The 23071-nt window shown below is 64.8% G+C and carries 20 protein-coding genes and 1 riboswitch; of the genes, 13 read left to right on the forward strand and 7 right to left on the reverse strand.

Translation table 11 applies throughout. The features are described 5' to 3' along the window. Positions 1-42: 42 nt before the first annotated feature. Positions 43-2076, forward strand: a complete 2034-nt coding sequence (gene hppA, locus B7Z66_09085) for a sodium-translocating pyrophosphatase (protein OYV76350.1) — start codon at positions 43-45, stop codon at positions 2074-2076. Positions 2077-2132: 56 nt separating this feature from the next. Here the strand turns inward: hppA and B7Z66_09090 are convergent, their stop codons facing one another. Both B7Z66_09090 and B7Z66_09095 read right to left on the reverse strand, forming a co-directional pair. Further along, positions 2133-5879, reverse strand: coding sequence for a hypothetical protein (locus B7Z66_09090; protein OYV76351.1), 3747 nt, complete (start codon positions 5877-5879; stop codon positions 2133-2135). Positions 5880-5933: 54 nt separating this feature from the next. Then, a complete protein-coding gene (locus B7Z66_09095) occupies positions 5934-6233 on the reverse strand; it encodes a hypothetical protein (GenBank protein OYV76352.1) in 300 nt (99 codons plus the stop codon). Positions 6234-6290: 57 nt separating this feature from the next. Here B7Z66_09095 and B7Z66_09100 point away from each other — a divergent pair, with 57 nt between their 5' ends. From B7Z66_09100 to B7Z66_09110, 3 genes are all read left to right on the forward strand, one after another. Further along, on the forward strand, positions 6291-7679 hold the full coding sequence (locus tag B7Z66_09100; GenBank protein OYV76353.1) for an NAD(P)(+) transhydrogenase: 1389 nt from the start codon (positions 6291-6293) through the stop codon (positions 7677-7679). 140 nt (positions 7680-7819) lie between these two features. Then, on the forward strand, positions 7820-8629 hold the full coding sequence (locus B7Z66_09105) for an alpha-L-glutamate ligase (protein ID OYV76354.1): 810 nt from the start codon (positions 7820-7822) through the stop codon (positions 8627-8629). Between the two features lie 55 nt (positions 8630-8684). Continuing rightward, positions 8685-9908: a hypothetical protein gene (locus B7Z66_09110; GenBank protein ID OYV76355.1), complete on the forward strand. Its 1224-nt coding sequence runs from the start codon at positions 8685-8687 to the stop codon at positions 9906-9908. 12 nt (positions 9909-9920) lie between these two features. Here B7Z66_09110 and B7Z66_09115 read toward each other — a convergent pair whose 3' ends face one another. Then, positions 9921-10847: a hypothetical protein gene (locus B7Z66_09115; GenBank protein ID OYV76356.1), complete on the reverse strand. Its 927-nt coding sequence runs from the start codon at positions 10845-10847 to the stop codon at positions 9921-9923. Between the two features lie 262 nt (positions 10848-11109). Here B7Z66_09115 and B7Z66_09120 point away from each other — a divergent pair, with 262 nt between their 5' ends. After that, positions 11110-11544 (forward strand): hypothetical protein, encoded by a 435-nt coding sequence (locus B7Z66_09120; protein ID OYV76357.1) that lies wholly within the window; start codon positions 11110-11112, stop codon positions 11542-11544. 103 nt (positions 11545-11647) lie between these two features. On the opposite strand, the gene B7Z66_09125 is transcribed toward B7Z66_09120, so the two are convergent. Further along, complete coding sequence (locus B7Z66_09125; protein OYV76358.1) at positions 11648-12286, reverse strand: superoxide dismutase [Fe]; 639 nt, start codon at positions 12284-12286, stop codon at positions 11648-11650. A 914-nt stretch (positions 12287-13200) separates the two neighbouring features. Further along, positions 13201-13404, reverse strand: a complete 204-nt coding sequence (locus B7Z66_09130; GenBank protein OYV76359.1) for a hypothetical protein — start codon at positions 13402-13404, stop codon at positions 13201-13203. A gap of 559 nt (positions 13405-13963) precedes the next feature. Here B7Z66_09130 and B7Z66_09135 point away from each other — a divergent pair. From B7Z66_09135 to B7Z66_09145, 3 genes are all read left to right on the forward strand, one after another. Continuing rightward, positions 13964-14446, forward strand: a complete 483-nt coding sequence (locus B7Z66_09135; protein ID OYV76360.1) for a peptidylprolyl isomerase — start codon at positions 13964-13966, stop codon at positions 14444-14446. Positions 14447-14571: 125 nt separating this feature from the next. Beyond that, positions 14572-15090 (forward strand): hypothetical protein, encoded by a 519-nt coding sequence (locus tag B7Z66_09140; GenBank protein ID OYV76361.1) that lies wholly within the window; start codon positions 14572-14574, stop codon positions 15088-15090. Between the two features lie 12 nt (positions 15091-15102). After that, positions 15103-15867 (forward strand): hypothetical protein, encoded by a 765-nt coding sequence (locus tag B7Z66_09145; protein ID OYV76362.1) that lies wholly within the window; start codon positions 15103-15105, stop codon positions 15865-15867. Here B7Z66_09145 and B7Z66_09150 read toward each other — a convergent pair. Continuing rightward, positions 15830-17710: a phosphomethylpyrimidine synthase ThiC gene (locus tag B7Z66_09150; protein OYV76363.1), complete on the reverse strand. Its 1881-nt coding sequence runs from the start codon at positions 17708-17710 to the stop codon at positions 15830-15832. The two genes, B7Z66_09145 and B7Z66_09150, sit on opposite strands and share 38 nt — an antisense overlap. A 53-nt stretch (positions 17711-17763) precedes the next feature. After that, positions 17764-17861, reverse strand: a riboswitch (TPP riboswitch). Between the two features lie 191 nt (positions 17862-18052). Here B7Z66_09150 and B7Z66_09155 point away from each other — a divergent pair. The 5 genes from B7Z66_09155 to B7Z66_09175 all read left to right on the forward strand — a co-directional run bounded on the left by B7Z66_09155 (position 18053) and on the right by B7Z66_09175 (position 21737). Beyond that, on the forward strand, positions 18053-18715 hold the full coding sequence (locus tag B7Z66_09155; protein ID OYV76364.1) for a protein-L-isoaspartate O-methyltransferase: 663 nt from the start codon (positions 18053-18055) through the stop codon (positions 18713-18715). A gap of 5 nt (positions 18716-18720) precedes the next feature. After that, on the forward strand, positions 18721-19041 hold the full coding sequence (locus B7Z66_09160) for a sulfurtransferase (protein ID OYV76365.1): 321 nt from the start codon (positions 18721-18723) through the stop codon (positions 19039-19041). Positions 19042-19116: 75 nt separating this feature from the next. Beyond that, positions 19117-20433: a hypothetical protein gene (locus tag B7Z66_09165; protein OYV76366.1), complete on the forward strand. Its 1317-nt coding sequence runs from the start codon at positions 19117-19119 to the stop codon at positions 20431-20433. Between the two features lie 62 nt (positions 20434-20495). Further along, positions 20496-21083: a hydrolase gene (locus B7Z66_09170; GenBank protein ID OYV76367.1), complete on the forward strand. Its 588-nt coding sequence runs from the start codon at positions 20496-20498 to the stop codon at positions 21081-21083. Positions 21084-21218: 135 nt separating this feature from the next. Next, positions 21219-21737, forward strand: a complete 519-nt coding sequence (locus B7Z66_09175; protein ID OYV76368.1) for a hypothetical protein — start codon at positions 21219-21221, stop codon at positions 21735-21737. A gap of 12 nt (positions 21738-21749) precedes the next feature. Here B7Z66_09175 and B7Z66_09180 read toward each other — a convergent pair whose 3' ends face one another. Beyond that, the gene (locus B7Z66_09180; protein OYV76369.1) at positions 21750-23012 is read right to left on the reverse strand and encodes a 3-deoxy-D-manno-octulosonic acid transferase; all 1263 of its coding nucleotides are present in this window, start codon (positions 23010-23012) and stop codon (positions 21750-21752) included. Positions 23013-23071: the final 59 nt, after the last annotated feature.

Genomic DNA, 23071 nt, shown 5'->3' on the forward strand with positions numbered 1-23071 from the left:
ATAAGCAAAGATCTTTCGGACTTTTTAAATGGAGGATGACTCATGTCACCAGAGGTTTGGTTCGCCCTAGGGTGTTCTGGCGTGGCGTTGATCTATGGGCTGGTCTCCGTGAAATGGGTGCTGGCGCAACCGGCGGGCAATGAACGCATGCGGGAGATCGCCGGCGCCATCCAAGAGGGCGCCAAGGCATATCTGAACCGCCAGTACGGCACCATAGCCGTAGTGGGTGTCATCCTGTTCGCCATCATCTATGCGGCGCTGGGCGCGAAGACCGCCATCGGGTTTGCCATCGGCTCCTTCTGTTCCGCGGCAGCTGGCTACATCGGCATGCACATCTCCGTACGCGCCAATGTGCGCACTGCCGAGGCGGCACGTCGGGGACTGAATCCAGCATTGGCCGTTGCGTTCCGCGGCGGCTCCATCACCGGAATGCTGGTGGTGGGGCTGGCCTTGCTCGGCGTTGCCGGGTACTACGCGATCCTCGCCGGGATGGCACCGGCCGGGCAGTCGCTGCGTGCCACGCTGGAACCGCTGGTGGGCTTGGCGTTTGGCAGTTCCCTGATCTCCATCTTCGCACGGCTCGGCGGCGGGATCTTCACCAAGGGCGCGGACGTAGGCGCCGACTTGGTCGGCAAGGTCGAGGCCGGCATACCGGAGGACGACCCGCGCAACCCGGCGGTGATCGCCGACAACGTGGGTGACAACGTGGGTGATTGCGCCGGAATGGCGGCGGATCTGTTCGAGACCTACGCGGTGACGCTGGTCGCCACCATGTTGCTCGGCGCACTGGTTCTCGGGGGCACCGACACCAAGGCAGTGCTGTTCCCGCTGGTCCTCGGCGGGGTCTCGATCATCGCGTCGGTTATCGGGACCTTCTTTGTGCGGGCCCGGGACGGCGGCAAGATCATGAACGCGCTGTACCGCGGACTGCTCAGCGCCGCGGCACTCGCCGCCATCGCGTTCTACCCCCTCACGCATTGGCTGATGGCCGACAACGGTCATTTCAGCACCGGCGCCATTTACGGGGCCGAACTCATAGGCTTGGCGCTCACCGCAGCCCTGGTGGTGATCACCGAGTATTACACCGCGACCGAATACGGGCCCGTCCGGCATATCGCGAACGCATCCACCACCGGACACGCCACCAACATCATCGCCGGCCTCGGTGTCTCCATGAAGGCCACCGCGTTGCCGGTGCTGGCGGTGTGCGCGAGCATATGGGGCGCCTACCACTTCGCGGAAATCTATGGCATCGCCATCGCGGCAACGGTAATGCTGTCCATGACCGGCATCATCGTGGCACTGGACGCCTACGGCCCAATCACCGACAACGCCGGCGGCATCGCGGAGATGGCGGACCTACCGGCAGAAGTGCGGGGCATTACCGATCCCCTGGATGCAGTGGGCAACACCACCAAAGCGGTCACCAAGGGCTACGCCATTGGGTCCGCGGGCCTGGCGGCCCTGGTCCTGTTCGCCGACTACACCCACGCGCTCGCGAGCGCCGGTCACCAAGTGACATTCAATCTATCCGACCACATGGTGATCATCGGTCTGTTCATTGGTGGTCTGATACCGTATCTCTTCGGTGCGTTCGCGATGGAGGCGGTGGGCCGTGCAGCGGGCGCCGTGGTCAATGAGGTCCGGCGCCAGTTCCGCGAGATCAAGGGGATCATGGAGGGCACAGCCAAGCCGGATTACTCCCGGGCCGTGGACCTGCTCACCAAGGCGGCCATCCGCGAGATGATCATCCCGTCCCTGCTGCCGGTACTGGTTCCGATCCTGGTAGGTTGGGCCTTGGGGCCCAAGGCCCTTGGCGGCGTGCTGCTCGGCTCCATCGTCACCGGGCTGTTCGTGGCCATCTCCATGACCACCGGCGGCGGCGCATGGGACAACGCGAAGAAGTACATCGAAGACGGCAACCTGGGCGGCAAGGGTTCCGATGCCCACAAGGCAGCGGTGACCGGCGATACCGTAGGCGACCCCTACAAGGACACCGCGGGACCAGCGGTGAATCCGCTGATCAAGATCATCAACATCGTGGCCTTGCTGATCGTGCCGCTCATCACCCATTGAATGGGCCTGGCGTGCTGCCCCAACGTGCAATGGCGGGGCGGCACGCGAGTACGGCGCTAGTTTCCGCTCTGCCCCCGTAATAGTTGAACGGCCGGTTCCAACGGAACCGGTCGAGCGATGACATAGCCCTGGGCGTAATCCACACCCAACAGCCTCAGCACTTTCAGGGTCGTGTCGTCTTCCACACATTCGGCGATGGTCTGCATGTTCATCACGTGTCCGATCTGGTTGATCGCTTCGACCATGGCATGATCGATGGGATCGTCCACCATGTCGCGCACGAAGGCCCCGTCGATCTTCAGGTAGTCCACCGGCAGGTTTTTAAGATAAGCGAAGGAACTCAAGCCGCTGCCGAAATCGTCCAGAGCGAAACGACAACCCAAGCCCCTAAGTACGGACATGAACCGGACGGCATGGGAGAGGTTTGCGATGGCCGCGGTCTCGGTGACTTCGAAACACAGACGGTCCGCCGGAATGTCCATCTCATCCAACATGGCAATGACGTAGTCCAGGAAACGTTCATCGCCCAGGGACTGGCCGGAGAGATTAATGCCGCATAGGGTCAGGTCCCGGACCATGGGGTGGCCCTGGGCGATCACCGAGAACACCGCACGCACCACCCATCGGTCGATATCCGGCATCAGATGGTAACGTTCAGCCGCGGGAAGGAACTCCCGCGGAAGGATCAGCGCGCCATCTTCCCCGACCATGCGCAGCAGGAACTCGGCGGGCCGCGCATCCAACCCGCGGCTCGGCGTCACCATGCGGTAAGGCTGGATGTGGAGTTGCAACCGGTCTTCGTTCAGGGCCTGCCGGATGCGTTGCGACCACTGCATCTGGCCGTGGTGCCGAGCGAGCGCGCTGTCCCCGGCCTGGAAGACGTGGACCCGGTTGCGACCCTGATCCTTAGCCACGTAACACGCCGAATCCGCCGCGCTCAGCGCCTCGGACAGGGTCATGGACACCGGCCCCAGGGGGACCAGTCCGATACTGACGCCGATCTCGAAAGTCTTATCCTGCCAGTGATAACGGAATTCCTGGACCGCGCTGCGCAACCCGTCTGCGATCCTGGCCGCCTGCTCCAGCACGCAGTGCTCCAAAAGAACGCCGAACTCATCGCCCCCCAGCCGTGCCAGGATATCCGTTTCGCGGATTCGGGAAGACAGACGCGCGGCCAACTGGCGCAGCAGCTCGTCCCCGGCGCCGTGACCGCAAGTGTCGTTAACCACCTTGAACTGATCCAGGTCCAGATAGCACAGCGCGTGCTCCCGCTGGAGGGTTTGGGCACTGTCCAACGCCTGTTCCAGGCGCACCTCGAACTCCCTGCGGTTGATCAGACCGGTAAGCGGATCATGGGTCGCCTGATACGCCATCTGGCGCGCCATCCCACGCAACTCGGTCACGTCCCGGAATACCAGCACGGTGCCGATGATCACCGTGTTCCGATCACGGATCGGCGAGACGGTGACCTCAACAGCGAATTCGCGGTCCTCATTGCGGTGCAGCAGCACCGCTTGGCTCGGCAGGCAAAAGCTATCACCCTCCCGGTGGCAGCGGCGCACCAGGTCCGGGACGGCACGGCGCAGGACTTCGTCCACCAAATTGAATACCCGCGGCAACGGTTGGGCGCGGGCGTCGTGGGCGGACCACCCGGTCATCTCCTGGGCCACTGGGTTTAGATATTCAATGACACCGTTTACATCGGTGGTGATCACCCCGTCACCGATGGAGGCCAGGGTCACCTGGGCAAGTTCCTTCTCGCGGAAAAGCTCCGTCTCGGCGGCACGCCGCTGATGCTCGTCGATGGCCAGTGCCAACAACTCCGCCAGGGCCGCGGCGAAATTCTGCTCCTCCAGGCTCCAGCTGCGCGGCGTATGCACCTGCTCCAGGCACAATACCCCCACGGTATCGCGCCCGACCCGCACCGGCGCATTGAGCATCGAGCGGATACCCAACGGCTTGAGGTAGGACTCCGCGAATTCCCGCGTCTTGGGGTCCGTCTGTGCGTCGTCGGCGGGGATCACCAACGCCTGTTCCAGGGCCTCAAAGTAGACGGGACTCTCGTCCCGGGTCAGCTCCGCCCCAGCGCCATATTGCCCCACGCTCGCCTCATACCGGCACTCGCACCGGATCCGGGTATGGCCGGGGTCCAGCAGCCAGACCCCCACCCGCTCGACCCGCAGGGTCTGGGCGGCGGTTGCGCAAACCGTCTCGAACGCTTCCTCAACCTGACCCTGGCTGATGCTGTCGTGGGACACCAGTTGCAGCAGTGCCTGCTGTTGGAGACGCAAGCCGTCCTCGCGGCGCAGGCGCGCCTCCTCGGCATGCTTACGGTCGCTGATATCCCGCACCACGCACACCAGCCCGCCCCCGTCCAGTCTGGTCAGGGAGAGCTCCTGGGGGAAACCGCTGCCATCCCAGCGCCTACCCACCGCCTCCCCCCGCCAACGACCCGTGGCCTCCACCTGCGGCAATATCCGGTCGCGAAAGCGTGCCTGTTCATCGGCGTCGTAGAGCCCTTCCCAGGAGCTTCCCACCAATTCCATCGGGGATCCGTAGCCGTAGATCTGCGCATGCGCCTCGTTCACATACAGATAAACTCCGCTATCCGCCAGGATCGCCATCCCATCCATGGATGATTCCATGGCCACGAGATGGCGCCGCAGACTCTCCTCGGCTTGCTTGCGCTCCGTAATATCAAAGGCCGTAGCGATGGCCGCGGGCGCGCCCTCGTACTCGATCCGTCCCCCGGAAATGCTCAACCAGCGCTCCACGCCGTCCTTGCGCCGGATCTTGAGCTCGAATTGATTGGGAACCTCCTCTCCGCGCAGGCGTGCCTGCATCCGTTGCGCCGCCTCCCCCCGATACTCCGTCGGCACCAGATCGAGCACCGACATGCTCAACAACTCGGCGGGGCGGTACCCGCTGATCGCCTCCGAGGCGGGATTCAAATAGAGGAACCGTTCGCGGTACACGAAGATCCCGCAGCCTGCTGTCTCGGCCAGGGCGCGGAACTTCAGTTCGCTCTCGCGCAAGGCGTGCTCTGCCTGCCGATCGCGGGAAACGTCGCGTAGCAGACAGGTCACCCCCACGGCAGCGCCACCGTTCTCCAGCACCGGGGACACACTTAGGAGCACCGGCACAGGCTCCCTGTCACGGCACGCGAGCAGCGCGGGCTGATCGAGGCTTCCGCCACGCGCCTCCAGCACCTGGGTCAGGAGACGCTCGAGCTCGCTTGATTTCCCATCGGTCCCTGCGGCCACCAGACGGGACAAGGGTCGGCCCAGGAGTTCCGCCTCTGAATAACCCACGAGACGCTCGGCAGCGGGATTGGCCAACACTATGCGGCCCTCGGGGTCCGTCGAGATCACGGGGTCACAGATTCCCATCAGGGCCGAATAGAACCACGCCTGCTGCTGAAGGCGGCGTTCCGCCGCGCTCCGCGACAGCACCAAGCTGATCACCGCGTGCAGTTCGCGCGGGGAACAGGGCTTCTCGATGTAGCCAGCGGGTTGCGCGGCCTTCGCCAACTCCAGCAGGTGCTCGTCGGTGTTGGCGGTGAGAAACACCACCGGCACGGGGCACCGATCACGGATCTGCGCTGCCGCCTGGATCCCGTCCACCGGGCCCGCCAGTAGGATGTCCATGAGCACCAAATCCGGGGCCACGGCCTGCGCCCGTTGCACCGCCTCGTTCCCGGCGACACATCGCCCCACGACTTGGTAGCCGAATGCCTTCAGGTCCCGTTCCAGATCCCGGGCGTAGGCCTCGTCATCTTCCACGATCAGGATTTTATCGGGCATCTCAAAACGTTCCCTCTGGCACCGCGGCACCCCGGGCCCTGATCCCTATGGCCGTCAGACTATAACAAAAGAGTCGCGCAGGTATCCTTGGAGCAGGGTCCAGTACCCTCCGCCCGGGATGGTTATCGGCACGCGCCACGGACCGTACAGCCAAAGAATCAGGCTGCCGGCGACGGACTGCCTGGCCGCTGGCCCAACGCCGCGCGCCAAAAAACGGACCACCCCTCCGAAACCAGCGGAAATCCCAGAGGTAGAGCAAACGGCGCGGCCGACCTGCCCGCCGAGCGCTCTGGATGCACGCCCATTCAAGAAATCCGCCAACCAAACGATAGCTTGCAGGATGAGGCGTGCCATCACGGCGCGCGCCGCACATCAGGAACCGGCCGGCAATCGGCCCGCACAGGGACCCCCATGCAACACTACGACTTCGTCGTGATCGGCAGCGGCCCTGCCGGCCAGAAGGCCGCCATCCAGGCCGCCAAGTTGGGCAAGACGGTCGCGATCATCGAGCGCCGTCCAGTGGTCGGCGGGGTGTCGGTACACACCGGCACCATCCCCAGCAAGACCCTGCGCGAGGCGGTGCTCTACCTGACCGGCTGGAATCAGCGCGGGCTGTACGGCTACGCCTACCGTCTGAAGTCCCACATCGGCATCGAGGATTTGATGCAACGGATGCACACCACGTTGCAGCACGAGACCGAGGTGATGGAAAACCAACTGGTACGCAATGGCGTCGAGGTGGTCCTGGGCACCGGCTCGTTCCTGGACGCTCACCGCTTGCAGGTGGAGTCCCCCTCCGGGGACATCGTCATCCTGGAAACGGAACGGTTCCTGATCGCCACCGGTACCACTCCGCGGCGACCGGCGGATGTGCCCTTTGACGACGACACCGTCATCGACAGCGACGGGATCCTCAACCTGAAGCGCATCCCACGATCCATGATCGTAGTGGGTGGCGGGGTAATCGGCCTGGAGTACGCCTCCATTTTCAGTGTCATGGATGTAAAAGTAACGCTGGTGGAGAGCCGCCCCGGCCTGTTGGACTTCATGGACCGGGAGGTGATGGACGAATTTTCCCACCATATGCGGGATCGCGGGGTGCTACTGCGTCTGGGTGAGGCGGTATCCGGAGTCAGCCGCAATGAACGCGGTCAGGTGGTCACCACCCTGGAGAGCGGCAAGTGCCTGCGGTCCGACTTGGTCATGTTCGCCGCCGGGCGCGTCGGCAACACCGCCGCCCTGAAGTTGGAGAACGCGGGACTTGCCATTGACGATCGCCATCGCATCAAGGTCAACGAGCAGTTCCAGACCAACGTGCCCCACATCTACGCGGCGGGCGACGTGATCGGATTTCCCAGCCTCGCCTCCACCTCCATGGAACAGGGTCGGCGCGCGGCCTGCAACGCATTCGGCATAGTCCCCAGCAGTCAACCGGCGCTGTTTCCGTTCGGCATCTACGGCGTTCCGGAGATGAGTATGGTGGGAATGACCGAGCAGGAACTCACCGAGAAGAAGATTCCCTACGAGGTCGGGGCCGCGCGGCTGCGGGAGACTGCGCGCGGACAGATCATGGGTTTGCACGACGGGCTGTTGAAAATCCTGTTCGGGCTCGAGGACCAGCGGGTACTGGGGGTCCACATCCTGGGAGAGGGTTCCACCGAACTGATCCATATCGGCCAAGCCGCCCTGTCCCTGGGCGGCACGTTGAAGTTCTTCCTGGAGAACGTTTTCAACTATCCGACCCTCGCCGAGGCCTACAAGGTAGCGGCGCTGGACGCCTGGAACCGGTTCTGCGCCTGACGCGGGACCGCGGCACCGGCACACCGTCCGGGTCATCCGGAAAGCGGCGGCCCGCACCTTGACGGCCGGCGGGGCGTGGATTCTAATGGGCGGCGGCCGCAATCCGCCCCCGGAATCCCGGGCACGCGACACCCATTCCTATGCAACTGGTATCCTTCAACGCCCTGCGCTCGCTCGGAATCGAGGGGGTGCGCTACATAAAACCCGAGCTGATCTTCCAGCACCGGGAAGAGGTGCGGCACAGCCGCTGGGTCCTGTTCCCGGAATATTGGCAGGTCAACGCCCTGGTCTATGGCCTGCACAAACGCATCTTTCCCAGCGTAAGCAGCTACCACCTGGGGCACGACAAGGTCGAGATGACCCGTGCGTTCTTGGCGGTCTGCCCGGACCACGTTCCGCATACCCGCATCCTGCCGGCCACTGAAGGCGCTATCGATCAAGTACTGGAGGAGTTTGACTTTCCGTTCGTGGCCAAAGAGGTGCGCAGCGCCATGGGCGATGGGGTATTTCTGGTGGACTCCCGGGCCCAGTTTCTGGAGTACGCACGACGCAACCCGGTGCTGTACGTCCAGGAATACCTCCCGATCCACCGCGATCTGCGGGTGGTCTACGTCGGCGACCGCGTGATCGCCGCCTACTGGCGGATCGGCCCGCAAGGCGGCTTCCAGAACAACGTGGCCCGCGGTGGCCGGATCGATTTCACCGGGGTACCGACGGCGGCCATCCGGCTGGTGGAGGATCTGGCCGCGAGCCTGGGCGTGGACCACGCCGGGTTTGACTTGGCACAGGTGGGAAAACATTTCTACCTGCTGGAATTCAACACCTTGTTTGGGAACTACGGCTTGGTCCAGAAACACGTCCAACTTGGGAGTATCATCCAGGCGTACCTACAGAAGTCGGAGTTGCCACCGCTACATCCGGATAACACCTTGCTGCCGCGGGCCAGTTGACATCGATCCGCGGCGCTCCTAACGGGAACCGAACCCGGGACCGTCCTGCGCCGCCATGTCCTCCAAACTGATCCCGTCCCGCTCCCTGTTCGTCTCGGTGGCGCTCCTGATGGCCGGCAACGGCCTGCTGAGCATCTACCTGAGCGTCCATATGACCCTGGAAGCCTTCCCGACTCCGGTCATCGGCGTCGTCATGTCCGCGTATTTCGCGGGGCTCGTGACTGGCGCATTCTACGGGGACCGGGTGATCTACCGAGTGGGCCACATACGCGCGTTCGCTGCCTTCGCCTCCGTAGCCACATCCGCGGTCCTGATGCACGGACTGTTCAGCTGGGCACCGACCTGGGCCGTACTACGGGCGGTCACCGGTTTCGCCATCGCGGGGCTGTACGTGGTCATCGAAAGCTGGCTCAACGCCCATGCCACCCGGGCCAACCGGGGCCGGCTGTTCTCGCTCTACATGGCCACGTCGATCCTTGCGCTCGGACTGGGACAGTTTCTCCTCAATGTGGGACATCCGAACACCACCGATCCCATCATCCTGGCCGCCGTGCTGCTGGCCCTGTGCGCCGTGCCGGTCTCGTTGACCCGGGCAGTCCACCCCAACCTGCCCGAGCGCACCACGTTCAGCCTGCGCGAGCTGTTCCGGCGCGCCCCGGTCGCGGTGCTGGGCGCGTTGGGCGCCGGGCTCACCGGCGCGGCCTTCGTGACCCTTGGCCCGGTCTACGGGGTCCAGAGCCAACTCGGCATCCCCGGAGTATCGGCGCTCATGGGGGTGACGGTCCTGGGCGGCCTGCTACTGCAATGGCCGATGGGAAGTCTGTCAGACCACTACGACCGCAAGCGTATGTTGGTCGCGGTAAATTTCGGGGTGGCCTTGGTCAGCCTCGCCATCCTGCTTAGCGGCACCCGGTCGATCCCCGGGCTCCTGGCCCTGGCTACCTGCTTCGGCGGTCTAACCTATCTGCTCTACCCTCTCAGCGTTTCCCACGCCAACGACCTCGTCGACGGCCCGTTTTTCGTGCAGGTCAGCGCGGGACTTCTGTTCGCCTGGGGACTGGGGTCCGCCATCGGACCCCTGCTGGCCGCATCGGTGATGGCGGTAATGGGCCCCGACGGCCTGTTCCTCTATACCATGGTGCTCAGCGTCGGGCTCGGCGTCCTCGCCTGGACCCGGCAGGAGGCGGCGGTGCACACCTACGCCCAGTCCCCGTTCGTGGCGCTTACCCGGACCACGCCGGTGATCGCAGAGCTGGACCCGCGCGCTGGCCTGGATTGACGTGGGAAGACCTCAGCCGGCGGGTTTCGCCAGCGGCTTGCGACCGTGCGCGAGGAGGGTCGGCACCTCCAGGCGGATCCCCTGCGCAGACGCCGTCTGGGCGATATCCGCCAGATGCGCCGCGCGGAACTGGGATCGCCGCTCCAGATCCATCCCTTCCAACAATGCGCGGAAACCGCTATTCCAGAGCACGTCCCACCACTGGTCTGCGCCGGCCAGATGATAGCCGATCGGTTCCAGGTCCACTTTCACCGCCTCGAAACCGGCCCCGGCCAGGAGGCCACGGCAGCGGCCGAGATCCGCAAGCCGATGCCAGACGGGCGGGCGCGAGACGCCCTCCGGCATGAGGCCCTCGCGTTCCAGGCGGTCGAAGAACAACGCCGCGAGGGGCTCGAAGGCGCCGGGAGCGAAGGCGCTGAAGACCACTGTACCGCCCGGCCGTAGCACCCGATGCCACTCACCCAGGGCGCGTGCCATATCCGACACGAAGAACAAGCCGAAGCCGCACATCACCCCATCGAAGTAGCCGGCGCGAAACTCCAGCGACTCGGCGTCCATCAGATGAAGATCGATGTTGCGCAGACCCAGGGCCCGGGCCTTCTCGGCCGCACGATCGAGCATGGCCTCCGACAGGTCGATCCCGATCACGCGGCCATCGGGCCCGGCGAGCTGCGCCGCGGTCAGCGCCGCCGCGCCGGTGCCGGTGGCGACATCCAGGATCTTCTGGCCCGTAGAGACGGCAAGACGCTGCACCAGCTGGTCGGCGCAAAAGGCGAAAAACCGCAGTGCTTCGTGGTCGTAGCCCGCCGCCAAGCGATCGAACAACGCGCTGATACGCGTCTTGTCCGCCTGGGATTGGGGTACGCTCATGATGCCAACGGCTTCCGGGTAAACTCGAGTGGACCCGATGTAGTCTAACAGGATGTTGGAATAGCCCATCCCTGACTATTCCCATTTCGCCTGCGGGTTGGTGGAGCGTCGCATCCCCGCGCGTCCTGGCAGGCTGTCTTTCGACGAGCTGCAACCCGTGCCCGCCAGCCGCGACCAGCACCCCCGAGGGTGCCGGACGAAATCAACCTGTAACCGTTTTCCACTATACTGGCCACGATTCCCCACCCCGCATCGTGGCGTCGCAGGCGCGGCCGCGGGCCCGTGCGGACAGCAGGACCAGGAGTGAAGTGTGTCAATCAAGATTCCTTACATGAAGCTGTTCGACCGGATCACCGGGTACATCGTCAGCGTACTGCTGGTCTTCATTACCATCGGCTTGGTTATCGGCGTGCTGCGACTGTTCCTGAGCCTCGGTAGCTTGGTGATTCAGGCCGACATCACCAGCGAGTATTTGCACATCACCTCGGAGGTGCTCACCCTTTTCGTCCTGATCGAACTGTCACGCTCGCTGGTAGGATACTTCAGTACACACCGGCTGCGGATGACGTTCATCGTGGATGCCGCCATCATATTCGTGCTCCGGGAGGTCATGATCAAGCTGTTCGAAGGGACCATACACGTGGACGAACTCTACGCGCTGAGCGCCCTGCTGTTCGTCTTGGGTGCGTTGCGCATTGGGTCGGTGCTGGTCTTTCAACGCGAGAAAAGTATGCTGGAACACCACTCGGCGGACCACATGGGATAACCCCATGCAGTCCGCCGGGCAGCTGGCAGGCCACCCTGGCCTGCGCACGACACCGCGCGAATAGCGCGGCAACCGCCGCCGGGCGCGACGCCCGGCACCGGCATCAGCCGGCGAGATTCTTCGCCACGAAGTCCCAGTTCACCAGCTTCCAGAACGCCTCCAGATATTTCGGACGGGCGTTGCGGTAGTCGATGTAGTAGGCATGCTCCCACACGTCACAGGTCAACAGCGGGCTCAGACCCGTGGTCAGCGGGTTGCCCGCGTTTGCGGTACCCTCCAGCGCGATGGAACCGTCGGGTTTGCGGACCAGCCACGCCCAACCGGATCCGAACAGACCCACCGCGGCCTGGGTGAATTTTTCCTGGAAGGTATCGAAGGATCCGAATGTCTTGTCGATGGCTGCGGCAAGCTCGCCGGCGGGCCGGCCGCCACCGTTCGGTGCCAGGCAATGCCAGTAGAACGTGTGGTTCCAGACCTGGGCGGCATTGTTGAAGATCCCACCGGCCGGGGCCGTGCGGATGATCTTCTCCACCGAGGCCTTTTCGTACGGGGTCCCCGCGACCAGTTTGTTCAGGTTATTGATGTACGCGGCGTGATGTTTGCCGTAGTGGAACTGAAGCGTCTCTTCGGAGATGTGGGGCTGCAGCGCGCTCATGGCGTAGGGAAGTTCGGGTAGCGCGTGCTTCCCGGCGTCGTCCTGATACGACCCTGCAAGCGCGATATTGGATCCGCTCTGACTCATTGCGACCTCCTTAAGTTTCATCCGGTAACTATCCAATTCGGGACGATGTAGCGCGGCACGCCCGTGAACTGTCCTGATTCGCCGTGCCCACGCCGGTAGGCACAACCTGAACCAGCGACGTCACCGCTCCCGGAATACTCACGCCGATGCTCGCCGGAAATGTCGCGGGCGCCGCCGCAAGGACGTGACAGGATCCAACGGGACCCCTCACGGCCCCGCCATACGCGCCAAGGCCCGGCTCACAGAACACATGTTGCAGTGATGCACCAGCCCACATCGCGCGCCAGTCTTCCGCCGTAGCCACTGCGGCGCGCTCGACGAACACCGATGCGAAATCAGGGTACTTAGAACCTATCTCAAAATCGCAGATCGGGCGTTCAGGCAAGGCGCGGGCCCTGCGATGAGCGCAGTTTACACCCAGCAAATGAGCACCGCAGCAGGGCCCGCAACGCCGCATGGGTGACCGAGATGCATTTTGAGATCGGTTCTAGCCTACTCCACCTGGCGCAATGCGTCATTGACACTACGTTGATGCGCCCCCAAGTAGGTTTTATGGTTTGCGACAGGGCAACGCGACGCACCCCGCGCCGTTGCGGTCGCAGCGCACCAGCGGTGAGGAATCCAGCGGAACAACGCACCGATGAGGCCAGGGTCTTTACCGTTGCCGGTGATCCGACCGCGTAGTGGACGCAATGGCAGCTAGCGCCGACGGTCAGTCGTGATTGACGATCTTCGAACTGCCATCGCGCTGACGACAGGCCCTGCCATACACCTGGGCCGGGCGCCCACCGGTTCTGGCGTCCATCGTGTATTCACGGCACCGGCCGTTGCGGGTCTCGTAGGTCTTGGTGGGTGTTACCGTGTACCGGCCGCCGGTATCCGGGATGCGCCAGCTTCCCGGCTGTCCGGTCCGGTTATTTCCGCCTGCTGCGCCCCACACCGGCCCGCAGCAGCCACCCCATCACCACACCTACCGCCAACAGCAGGAAGACCAGCAAGGCCCGGGACAACGACACCGTCCAGAAAAAGAGCCGGATGTCCACCACCGCAGTGTTCTGAACCACGAACACCAGTACCACGGTCACCAGGGCAAATACCAGCGCTAGCCGCGGATTCACCGGTGCGACCTCCGGATCACATTACCCGGGCGGCGGCCCGCGAAGGAACACGCCAGGAGCGGTGTCGGGACGGAGAAGTACGGCGTTCGGGGCCGGCACCCCGCTGCCACCTCACGTCGGCCGATCCCCGCAACCGACCACGGTTGGCCTGGGTACGGTGCCCGCACGCAAGCGGGGCGGGACATCATCCGGGCGTTGGGAACCACGGATAGACACCCGGCGGCGAAAGCGCGCGAAGACCGGGACCCCGGGAGTACGCGCGGCGGTCGCCGCATGGTCACTGGGTCGGACCCCGTGGCACGACCCGGCGGGGGAGGCTCGCTTTCAGGAAGGTCACGATGCGCGGGGCCTCCGCGCCAAGTGCCGATGTCGCCATCAAGGTCAACCCCGCGAAGGCCCAATTCCTGCACCGTTTCGTTGCCATCCCCCCCCCACCGACCACCGCGTACGGGAATCCCGAGGCCCCGCCGATGACCCGGAAAGCGTCCCGGGACGAGTTTGAAAAATACCGCAAAACCAGAGTAAGGTGTACCGTCAATTTCGCCTACGGGGACCCATCATGCAGATCGCCAAGCATAAGGTCGTGACCATCGAATACACCCTCACCGACGCCGCAGGCGAGGTGGTAGATACCTCCGATGGCCGCGAACCGTTCTCTTATATCCAAGGTACCAGCAGCGTCATCCCGGGTCTCGAAGCGGCACTGGAGGGGCACTCTACAGGCGATACCCTAAGCGTATCCATTCTGCCGGAGGACGGCTACGGTCTGCGCCAGGAAGCCCTAACGGCCACGGTGCCCAGGGAGCGGTTCGAATCTGACGGCAACCTGGAAGTGGGTATGCAGTTCCAGACCGAGGGCGAATCGGGGCTCCAGGTGGTCACCATCGTGGATCTGGACGAGGACAGCGTGACCGTGGATGCCAACCATCCCTTGGCCGGCGCCACTCTGAACTTCGACGTCGCGGTGGTGGATGTGCGCGACGCCAGCCCCGAGGAACTGAGCCACGGTCACGTCCACGGCCCCGAGGGACACGCGCACTGAAGCCGCGGCCTGCTGCCCCCGCGCTGACTCCCCCGGCCGGAAACGCGGGCCGGGCCCTGGATAAAATATAACGTTTACGTTAACATCATAAAAACCGCCCGACGGGCGAGTCAGGATACTGCGCAATGCCAGCCAATCGGTCCAATTCCCGCACACCACGGGCCCGGAAGATCGGCGAGGTCGCCGCGGGACTGGGCACGACGGCCCGTACCCTGCGGTTCTACGAAGAACAAGGCTTGGTGCGTCCGGCGCGCAGTGCTCAAGGCACGCGCCGTTACTCGGACGCGGAAGTGGAGCGCTTTGCGGCGATCCTGGACCTCGCCCGCCTCGGGATCCCCCTCAAGACGATCAGGGTACTGGCCCACGCCCGGCCCGGGAGCGCCAGCGGCGACGATGCCAGCCGGGAGGTCAGTGCCCAGCTCGCGGCCCTGGACCAGGCAGTCAAGGATATTCAACAGCGCTGCGGGCAACTGCGCCAACACATCCAACGGGCAGACCGGCTGGTACGCCGTTGCTTCGACTGCCCCAACCCACCGTCCCAACAGGGTTGCCCAAAGTGCCCGGTGGCCGAAAACCTGCACACCGTCCCTTTGCTGGCGTTGATCTGGGACCCGGGCACCGGGCGCCACGGTCTCGGCCCCTGAACGGTGCGAACGATGCGCACCCCCTCCCATGCGCCGCACACGCCACCGGTCCCGGTAGCAGTCACCTATCGCACGCAATGGCGCGACGGGTTCGGTGCGCGGGGCTGGAAGCTGGATGTCACGGTGGACGATCCCGAAGTTATCGCCAGCACCGCCTACACCGGAGAACGCATCCCCACCTCGGTGCTGGTCCACGACCTGCTGGACCACCATCTGTGCGGCTTTCCCATCAGCGGCCACCGCTGCGAGGCCATGGCGTTGGTGCAACTCGCGCTGCGCACCGGCTCCGACCCGCGCACCGACTATCGGCAGATGACCGACGAGGATATCCTGCACGGGCGGGTGAACGGCGAGCGGTTGGAGGATTTCCTGCCGCCCGCGCTGCGCTGCCAGTTGCCATCGGGAAAACTGCCCGACCGCGAACGCATGCAGCGCCTGGTGCAACGCCTCGGATACGAGGCCGTGCGCGAGGCCATCGTGGATCGGTTTCTGGAACTCGGGCGCCGCGGGATGGAATCCGCACGCCGCACCTGGGAAGAGTACGGTCTGGATTACGGCCGTCGCCCGGCGATCGGCCTGTGCCTGCAGGGACTGCTGGAACAGGCCGACCACGCGGTATTGGAACGCGCTGTGACCGAGGCGCGGGGCCTGTTTTTCGTCGGTAACGAACACTGCGCCTTGTTGTTGGCGGATCCCGCGCGCCGGGAATTCAAGGCGCTCGTGAACCACCGCAGTGCCCTCACGCCTTGCGATAGATCTCCCCACCCTGCTCGGTGAATTCCCGGGCCTTTTCCTCCATGCCGGCCTCGAGCGCGCGCTCCACGTTGCCGATGCCCTTGCCCTTGGCGTATTCGCGCACGTCCTGGGTGATCTTCATGGAACAGAAGTGCGGACCGCACATGGAGCAGAAATGTGCGACCTTGTGGGCGTCCTTGGGCAACGTTTCGTCGTGGAATTCCTGCGCCTTCTCGGGGTCCAGGCTGAGATTAAACTGATCCTCCCAACGGAACTCGAAACGTGCCTTGGACAGGGCGTTGTCGCGGATCTGCGCACCGGGATGGCCCTTGCCCAGGTCAGCGGCGTGGGCGGCAATCTTGTAGGTGATAATGCCTTCGCGCACGTCGTGCTTGTTGGGCAGACCCAGATGCTCCTTGGGAGTCACGTAACACAGCATCGCGGTGCCATACCAGCCGATCATGGCGGCGCCGATGGCAGACGTGATGTGGTCGTAGCCCGGAGCGATATCGGTGGTGAGCGGGCCCAGGGTATAGAAGGGGGCCTCGAAGCAGTGCTGTAGTTCCTGTTCCATGTTCTCTTTGATGAGCTGCACGGGCACATGGCCGGGGCCCTCTATCATGACCTGGCAGTCGTGCTCCCAGGCCACCCGGGTAAGCTCGCCCAGGGTGTGCAGTTCCGCGAACTGCGCCGCGTCGTTTGCATCCGCGATAGAACCCGGACGCAGGCCATCTCCCAGCGAGAAGGAGACGTCATATGCCTTCATGATCTCGCAAATCTCTTCAAAACGCGTATACAGGAAACTCTCGCGATGGTGCGCCAAACACCACTTCGCCATGATGGAACCGCCGCGCGAGACGATGCCCGTCACCCGCTGCGCGGTCAGCGGGATGTGCGCGAGGCGCACGCCCGCGTGGATGGTGAAGTAATCCACCCCCTGCTCGGCCTGTTCGATGAGGGTATCGCGGTAGATCTCCCAGGTGAGCTCCTCGGCCTTTCCATCCACCTTCTCCAGCGCCTGGTAGATCGGAACCGTGCCGATGGGTACCGGCGAGTTGCGGATTATCCATTCCCGGGTCTCGTGTATGTTCCGTCCGGTCGAAAGATCCATGACGGTATCAGCACCCCACCGGGTCGACCAGATCATCTTCTCCACTTCCTCCTCGATGGAGGAACTGACTGCGGAGTTGCCGATGTTCGCGTTGATCTTGACCAGGAAGTTGCGCCCGATGACCATGGGCTCCAGTTCCGGGTGATTGATGTTGGCCGGAATGATCGCGCGGCCCGCCGCCACCTCCTGGCGCACGAACTCAGGGGTGATGCACGGCGGGATGCGGGCACCGAAGCCCTGCCCCGGGTGTTGGCGCGCCAGGGCCGAGTCGCGCAGTTCTTCGCTACGCTGGTTCTCGCGGATCGCGATGAACTCCATTTCAGGCGTGATAAGACCACGCTTTGCATAGTGCATCTGGGTCACATTGGCACTGGTCCGCGCGCGACGTGGCACGCGCAAGTGCTCGAAACGGAAGGAGGCCAGCTTCGGGTCCACCGAACGCCGGCGTCCATATTCGGAACTAGGCCCAGTCAGCGCCTCAGTGTCGCCGCGTTCGCGGAGCCACGGTGCGCGGACCGCCTCCAAGCCACGGCGCAGGTCGATCACCACCTCCGGATCCGTATAGGGCCCCGAGGTGTCATACACGGTGATCGCGGGGTTGGGCTCCGCACCGAAGTCCGCCGGAGTGGCGGATTGGGAGACCTCGCGCATAGGCACCCGCAGATCGGGCCGACTGCCCGCCACATAGACCTTGCGCGAGTTGGGAAACGGACGCACCGCGTCCTCAAGGACCTGCGCCGCCCGTTGGATGAATTCGTCTGGTATCGCGCTCATGGCCATATTCCCCGGTATGGACCTGACGGCGGAATCGGCGGCGCGGGGACGGGCTGAGGCTGGATCAGCTTCCCTGCGCCGGTATGACCCGGATCAGGTTCCAAGGGTAATCTCTCAGCCCCCAGGAGCAGGGGCACCCCTAGCTGGATATCCAGAAAGTAAAGCAAGCCCTACCCGTTTGCAAGACGCCGCCCGGCGCGGCACGGCACGTGGGGTCCACGGCCCGCGCGATAGGCTATTGAACCTCGGAGAGAAAACGGTCAACCGCAAGAGCGGGGCGCCTTGCCTGTAGGCACCAAACCCCGTAGGCTGTAGTGCGCTTCCCGTTGCAGGTTCACCACGATGGCCGACTTCAACATCGAACAAGCCCGTTTCAACATGATCGAACAGCAGATCCGGCCTTGGGACGTGTTGGATCCGCGGATCCTCGACCTGGTGGCGGCGCTGCCGCGCGAGGCGTTCGTCCCCGAGGCGTATCGCAACTTGGCCTTCGCTGACCTGAACATCCCCCTGGGCCACGGCCAGGTCATGATGGCCCCGAAGATGGAGGCGCGGATGCTGCAGGCCCTGGACGTGGGGCACACGGACTCGGTACTGGAAGTCGGTACCGGAAGCGGCTACGTGACTGCATGCCTGGCGGCCCTGGGCGGCCACGTATTCAGCGTGGAGATCGTCCCCGAACTCAAGTACGCCGCCCAGAAGCGGCTCGCCGAGCGCGGCATCGAAAACGTCACCCTGAGGGTGGGTGATGCATCCGCGGGTTGGGACCCGGCACGGCGCTATGATGTGATCGCAGTCACCGGGTCGCTGCCCATGTACACGGACGTATACCAGAAGCGGCTCTCGGTCGGCGGCCGGCTGTTTGTAATCGCGGGGCAGGCTCCGATCATGGAAGCCCTGCTGGTAACCCGTACCGCTCCGGACGGCTGGACACGGGAGAGCCTGTTCGAGACCGACCTGCCGCCGCTCATCAACGCCCCGGCGCCGGCCTGCTTCGAGTTCTGACCCCGATGCGTCAGCTCACGCCACGCCAGCTCAAAGACTACCTGCCGCAGGCCGACCCGCCGCCGTTGCTGCTGGATGTGCGCGAGCCATGGGAGTACGAGATCTGCCGGATCGACGGCTCACAGCTGGTCCCCATGGGGCAGATCCACACCGTGGCCGGGTCCCTGGACCCCGACCGGGAACTGGTGGCGATCTGCCACCACGGCATCCGCAGCCTGCAGGTGGCCCGCTACCTGGAGCGGATCGGGTACGCCCAGGTCATCAACCTTCAGGGCGGTATCGACGCCTGGGCCCGGGAGGTCGACCCGCAGATGCCGGTCTACTGATACGCCGTTTGCGGTGACAGGCCGTCGCGGTCCGAGGTGCGATTCCGTCCGTCCCAACCACAGGTGAATTTGTTGATGAACAGCCTTGCACGAATCTTGGTGAGCCTGTCCCTGCTGTTGGTCTGCACCGCCGGACGGGCCGAGGATCTGATGGGAGTCTATCAACTGGCGGTGCGCGGCGACCCGCAGCTGCAGGCCGCGGATCAGGCGCGCCTGGCGGTGCGCCAGTCCCGGCCCCAGAGCATCGCGGCCCTGCTCCCATCCTTGGGCGTCAACCTGAACGTCAACCGCAGCCGCTACGACAACCAGCTCAACGGCTCGATAAGCAACTCTACCAACCAAGTCTACGGCCTGCAGCTCACCCAGACTTTGTTCAACTGGTCATCGTGGGTACAGCTGTCCAAGGCGGACAGCCAGATCGCCGAATCGGAGGCCAACTATGCCGCGGCCCAGCAGGATCTCATGGTCCGAGTCGCGGAACGCTACTTCGGCGTGCTGAAAGCGCGTGCCAACCTGAAATTCGTGCGCGCCGATCAACAGGCCATCAAGCGTCAGTTGGATCAGGTGCGGAAGCGCTTCCAGGTGGGACTCAGTGCCATCACCGATGTGCGCGAGGCCCAGGCCAGCTACGATGCCGCCGCCGCCCAGGAAATCGTGGCGCAGAATCAGCTGGACAGCGCCCGCGAGGCGCTGACCGAAATCACCGGAACCTCCCCCGGCCGGCTGGCGGACCTCGGTGAGAAACTCGCCCTGGCCCGGCCGGTACCCGAGGACATGAAGCTCTGGGAGGACACCGCGCTGCGCCAAAATCTGCGGGTGCTGGCGGATCGACGCGCGGTGGACGTAGCGCGTGAGGAGGTCGCGCGCCGGCGTAGCGGCCATTATCCCACCGTGGACCTGGTGGCGAATACCCAGTACCTGGATGAAAACCTCGACGGTCTCTTCCCGCTGCGACAGCACGACGCCGCCATCGGCATTCAACTCAATATGCCGCTCTACCAGGGTGGCCTGGTGCGCGCCCAGACGCAGGAGGCGGTACACCGCTACGAGGAATCCAAAGACAAATTGGTGCAGGCCCAGCGCCAGACGGTACGCCAGTTGCGCGACGCCTACCGCGGGGTGCTCGCCGGGATCAGTCAGGTGCTGGCGCTGAAACAGGCCGTGTTGTCCTCGGAAACGGCCCTGGAGGCCACCGAGGCGGGCTTCAAGGTCGGCACCCGCACTATCGTCGACGTCCTGGATTTCCAGCGCAACCTGTTCCGTGCCAAAAGCGACTATGCGAAGGCACGTTACGACTACCTGATGAGTACGTTGCGTCTTAAGCAGGCCGCCGGCACCCTGAGCGCCGACGACCTCATCAAGGTCAACCGATGGCTGGCCCAATCTCCATGAGCCTCGGGACACGCCCGATCCTGGCAAATGCCGCGGCATGCAGCGCGGGAGGCCGGTGAGAAATGTGGGTCGATGCTCATCCCTTGTGCGATGCCGCACACAGCACATTGGCAGTGGTGGACACCCAGGCACGCCTTGCCGCCGCCATGGCGGAACATGACCGGGCGCGAGTGGTATCCACTATCGGCCGGCTGATCGAGGCGGCCGGCCGGCTGGGGATCCCGGTACAAGTCACGGAGCAGTATCCCCAAGGCCTCGGCGCGACCGTGCCGGAGCTACTTACCCGCCTGCCCGCCGCCACGCGCCGCCATCCCAAGACCGGGTTTTCCTGCTGCACCGCCCAGGGGTTTATGGACGACCTGGAGCACACGGCACGGAAACAGGTGGTACTCACCGGCATGGAGGCCCATGTCTGCGTACTGCAGACCGCCCTCGATCTGCACGTCCGCGGACATCAGGTCTTCGTGGTCGAGGACGCAGTATGCTCCCGTCGCGCAGACCATTGCGCCAATGGTCTGCGGCGCTTGCGGGACGCGGGGCTGGTAATCACCAACAGCGAGTCGGTGCTGTTCGAATGGATCCGGGACAGCCGGCACCCGGATTTCAAGGCGATCAGCGCCCTGGTCAAACCGGGGGCCGGCGGTACCTGACCGCCTTGCGAGGGCACCGGGAGTGTGGCCTGGCCCGGCGAGTGCTGCGGTAGCCACCGCGGGAGACCGGTGAGATCTGCGCGTTCGCCGGCCCTGAACCTACCCCATCTTGAACCGCACCGGAGCAAGCCCGCCATGCGCGAAGACCCATTCCCCCGCCCCGCTCCCAGCTTCGATGATCCGCTGGGGATGCTGGAGGCCTGCCATGAACGCATCCTGCGCCACTGTGACCTGCTCGGGCACGTGGCACGCGCGGTGATGACGGGACCTTTGGACGACCAGGCGCGCGCCGCCGCGGCCGCGGTGCTGCGCTATTTCTCCACCGCCGGTCTGAACCATCACGCCGATGAGGAACGCGACCTGTTCCCGCTGCTTGAAGGCCGGACGCCGGAACTCGATCAGCTGATCATGCGCCTGCGCACGGAACACCAAGCCATGAACACGCGCTGGGCAGCACTCGAACCGAGCTTGCAGGAACCGAATGAAATACGCGACGCGGCCGCGTTCCGCGCGGACGCGGAGGCCTTCCAGCGCATGTATCGTGCTCATGTGGAACTGGAGAACGCCCAGTTGCTGCCACGGGTACGGGTGCTGTTGGACCCCGCCGCCTGCGCCGCTCTGGGCCGCGCCATGGCACACCGCCGCTCGGTCTGAAGCCGCACCAGGTCAGTCGAGATACGGGGCCAGCACCGCCAGCAGCCGTTCCAGGCTGCCGCGGTTACGTTCGACCAAGGCGCGCCCCTGCTCCCCGGCACGGTGGCGCAGCGGCGCGTTCTGCAACCATTCCGTCACCGCGCCGGCGAGCGCGTCCGATCCATCCACGGTCCGCGCAGCACCAGCCTGCAACATGAGTTCCGTCACCTCCAGGAAGTTGTCCATGTGGGGCCCGGTCAGTACCGGCACCCCGAGCGCAGCAGGCTCCAACAGATTATGGCCGCCCGCCGGGGCCAGACTGCCACCCACGAACGCCAGGTCCGACGCCCCATAGAACGCCGGGAGTTCCCCCATGGTGTCGCACAGAAACACGGCGGTCCGCGGCAGACACGGGCCACCCGCGCTGCGCACCACCGTCTCATAACCCAGCCTCCGGCACAGGGCAGCGACCCGTGCGAAGCGCTCCGGGTGGCGCGGAACCAGGACCAGCAGCGCGTCGTGGATCCGCTCCCGAACCGCTGCATGGGCCTTCAGAACCTGCTCGTCCTCGCCCTCATGGGTGCTGGCGGCGATCCACACCGCCCGATTCGTTCCCAGGGCCCGGCGCAGGGCCTGGGCCTGTTCCAACAGACTGGCGGGAAGACGAACGTCGAACTTCAGATTCCCCGTGACCGACACGCGCCGCGGATCCGCCCCCAGGGCCAGCAGCCGCGCGGCATCAAGCTGGCTCTGGGGCGCGATCGCGGCCAGACAGTCCAGGGTGTCGCGTACCAGACCCGGTACCCGGGCATATCCGGCCGCGGAACGCTCCGAGAGTCGCGCGTTGGCCAGCACCACCGGGATATCCGCGCGGCGGCACCAATGGTAGAGGTTCGGCCAGATCTCGGTCTCCATGACGATCAGCAGCCGCGGACGCACGCGCCGCAGGAAACGGCGCACCGCCCCTGGTAGATCGTAGGGAATATACACATGGATCACGTCCTGCCCGAACACCCGGCGCACGTGCCGGGACCCGGTCGGGGTAGTGGTGGTCACCACCAGCGGCAAGGCTGGGTCGCACTCACGCAGGGACCGGATCAGAGGCACCGCCGCCTGCACCTCGCCCACCGACACCGCATGCACCCAGATCGCGCCGGGACGCCGTTGCGTGGAGCCAAAGCCGAACCGTTCGGGCCAGCGGCGCCGGTAATCCGGATCGGCGCGACTGCGCCACAGCAGACGCAACATCACCAATGGGGTCAGCAGATACAGGATGGCGGTGTAGATCAGCCGCACGGATGGGAACCGGCCTGGGCCCTGCCCGTAGGACCGCCGTTCGCCTGGCACCGGCGACG

It is taken from the genome of Chromatiales bacterium 21-64-14 (genome assembly GCA_002255365.1).
Taxonomy (GTDB): domain Bacteria; phylum Pseudomonadota; class Gammaproteobacteria; order 21-64-14; family 21-64-14; genus 21-64-14.

Excerpts from the sequence above, each read along its gene's own strand:
- B7Z66_09115 (OYV76356.1), bottom strand. The coding sequence starts at position 10,847 with ATGGGCTATTCCAACATCCTGTTAGACTACATCGGGTCCACTCGAGTT.
- B7Z66_09165 (OYV76366.1), top strand. The coding sequence starts at position 19,117 with ATGAACAGCCTTGCACGAATCTTGGTGAGCCTGTCCCTGCTGTTGGTC.
- B7Z66_09140 (OYV76361.1), top strand. The coding sequence starts at position 14,572 with ATGCCAGCCAATCGGTCCAATTCCCGCACACCACGGGCCCGGAAGATC.
- B7Z66_09120 (OYV76357.1), top strand. The coding sequence starts at position 11,110 with ATGAAGCTGTTCGACCGGATCACCGGGTACATCGTCAGCGTACTGCTG.
- B7Z66_09105 (OYV76354.1), top strand. The coding sequence starts at position 7,820 with ATGCAACTGGTATCCTTCAACGCCCTGCGCTCGCTCGGAATCGAGGGG.
- B7Z66_09100 (OYV76353.1), top strand. The coding sequence starts at position 6,291 with ATGCAACACTACGACTTCGTCGTGATCGGCAGCGGCCCTGCCGGCCAG.
- hppA (OYV76350.1), top strand. The coding sequence starts at position 43 with ATGTCACCAGAGGTTTGGTTCGCCCTAGGGTGTTCTGGCGTGGCGTTG.
- B7Z66_09175 (OYV76368.1), top strand. The coding sequence starts at position 21,219 with ATGCGCGAAGACCCATTCCCCCGCCCCGCTCCCAGCTTCGATGATCCG.
- B7Z66_09160 (OYV76365.1), top strand. The coding sequence starts at position 18,721 with ATGCGTCAGCTCACGCCACGCCAGCTCAAAGACTACCTGCCGCAGGCC.
- B7Z66_09155 (OYV76364.1), top strand. The coding sequence starts at position 18,053 with ATGGCCGACTTCAACATCGAACAAGCCCGTTTCAACATGATCGAACAG.
- B7Z66_09170 (OYV76367.1), top strand. The coding sequence starts at position 20,496 with ATGTGGGTCGATGCTCATCCCTTGTGCGATGCCGCACACAGCACATTG.
- B7Z66_09145 (OYV76362.1), top strand. The coding sequence starts at position 15,103 with ATGCGCACCCCCTCCCATGCGCCGCACACGCCACCGGTCCCGGTAGCA.
- B7Z66_09125 (OYV76358.1), bottom strand. The coding sequence starts at position 12,286 with ATGAGTCAGAGCGGATCCAATATCGCGCTTGCAGGGTCGTATCAGGAC.
- B7Z66_09150 (OYV76363.1), bottom strand. The coding sequence starts at position 17,710 with ATGAGCGCGATACCAGACGAATTCATCCAACGGGCGGCGCAGGTCCTT.
- B7Z66_09095 (OYV76352.1), bottom strand. The coding sequence starts at position 6,233 with ATGGCACGCCTCATCCTGCAAGCTATCGTTTGGTTGGCGGATTTCTTG.
- B7Z66_09090 (OYV76351.1), bottom strand. The coding sequence starts at position 5,879 with ATGCCCGATAAAATCCTGATCGTGGAAGATGACGAGGCCTACGCCCGG.
- B7Z66_09110 (OYV76355.1), top strand. The coding sequence starts at position 8,685 with ATGTCCTCCAAACTGATCCCGTCCCGCTCCCTGTTCGTCTCGGTGGCG.
- B7Z66_09135 (OYV76360.1), top strand. The coding sequence starts at position 13,964 with ATGCAGATCGCCAAGCATAAGGTCGTGACCATCGAATACACCCTCACC.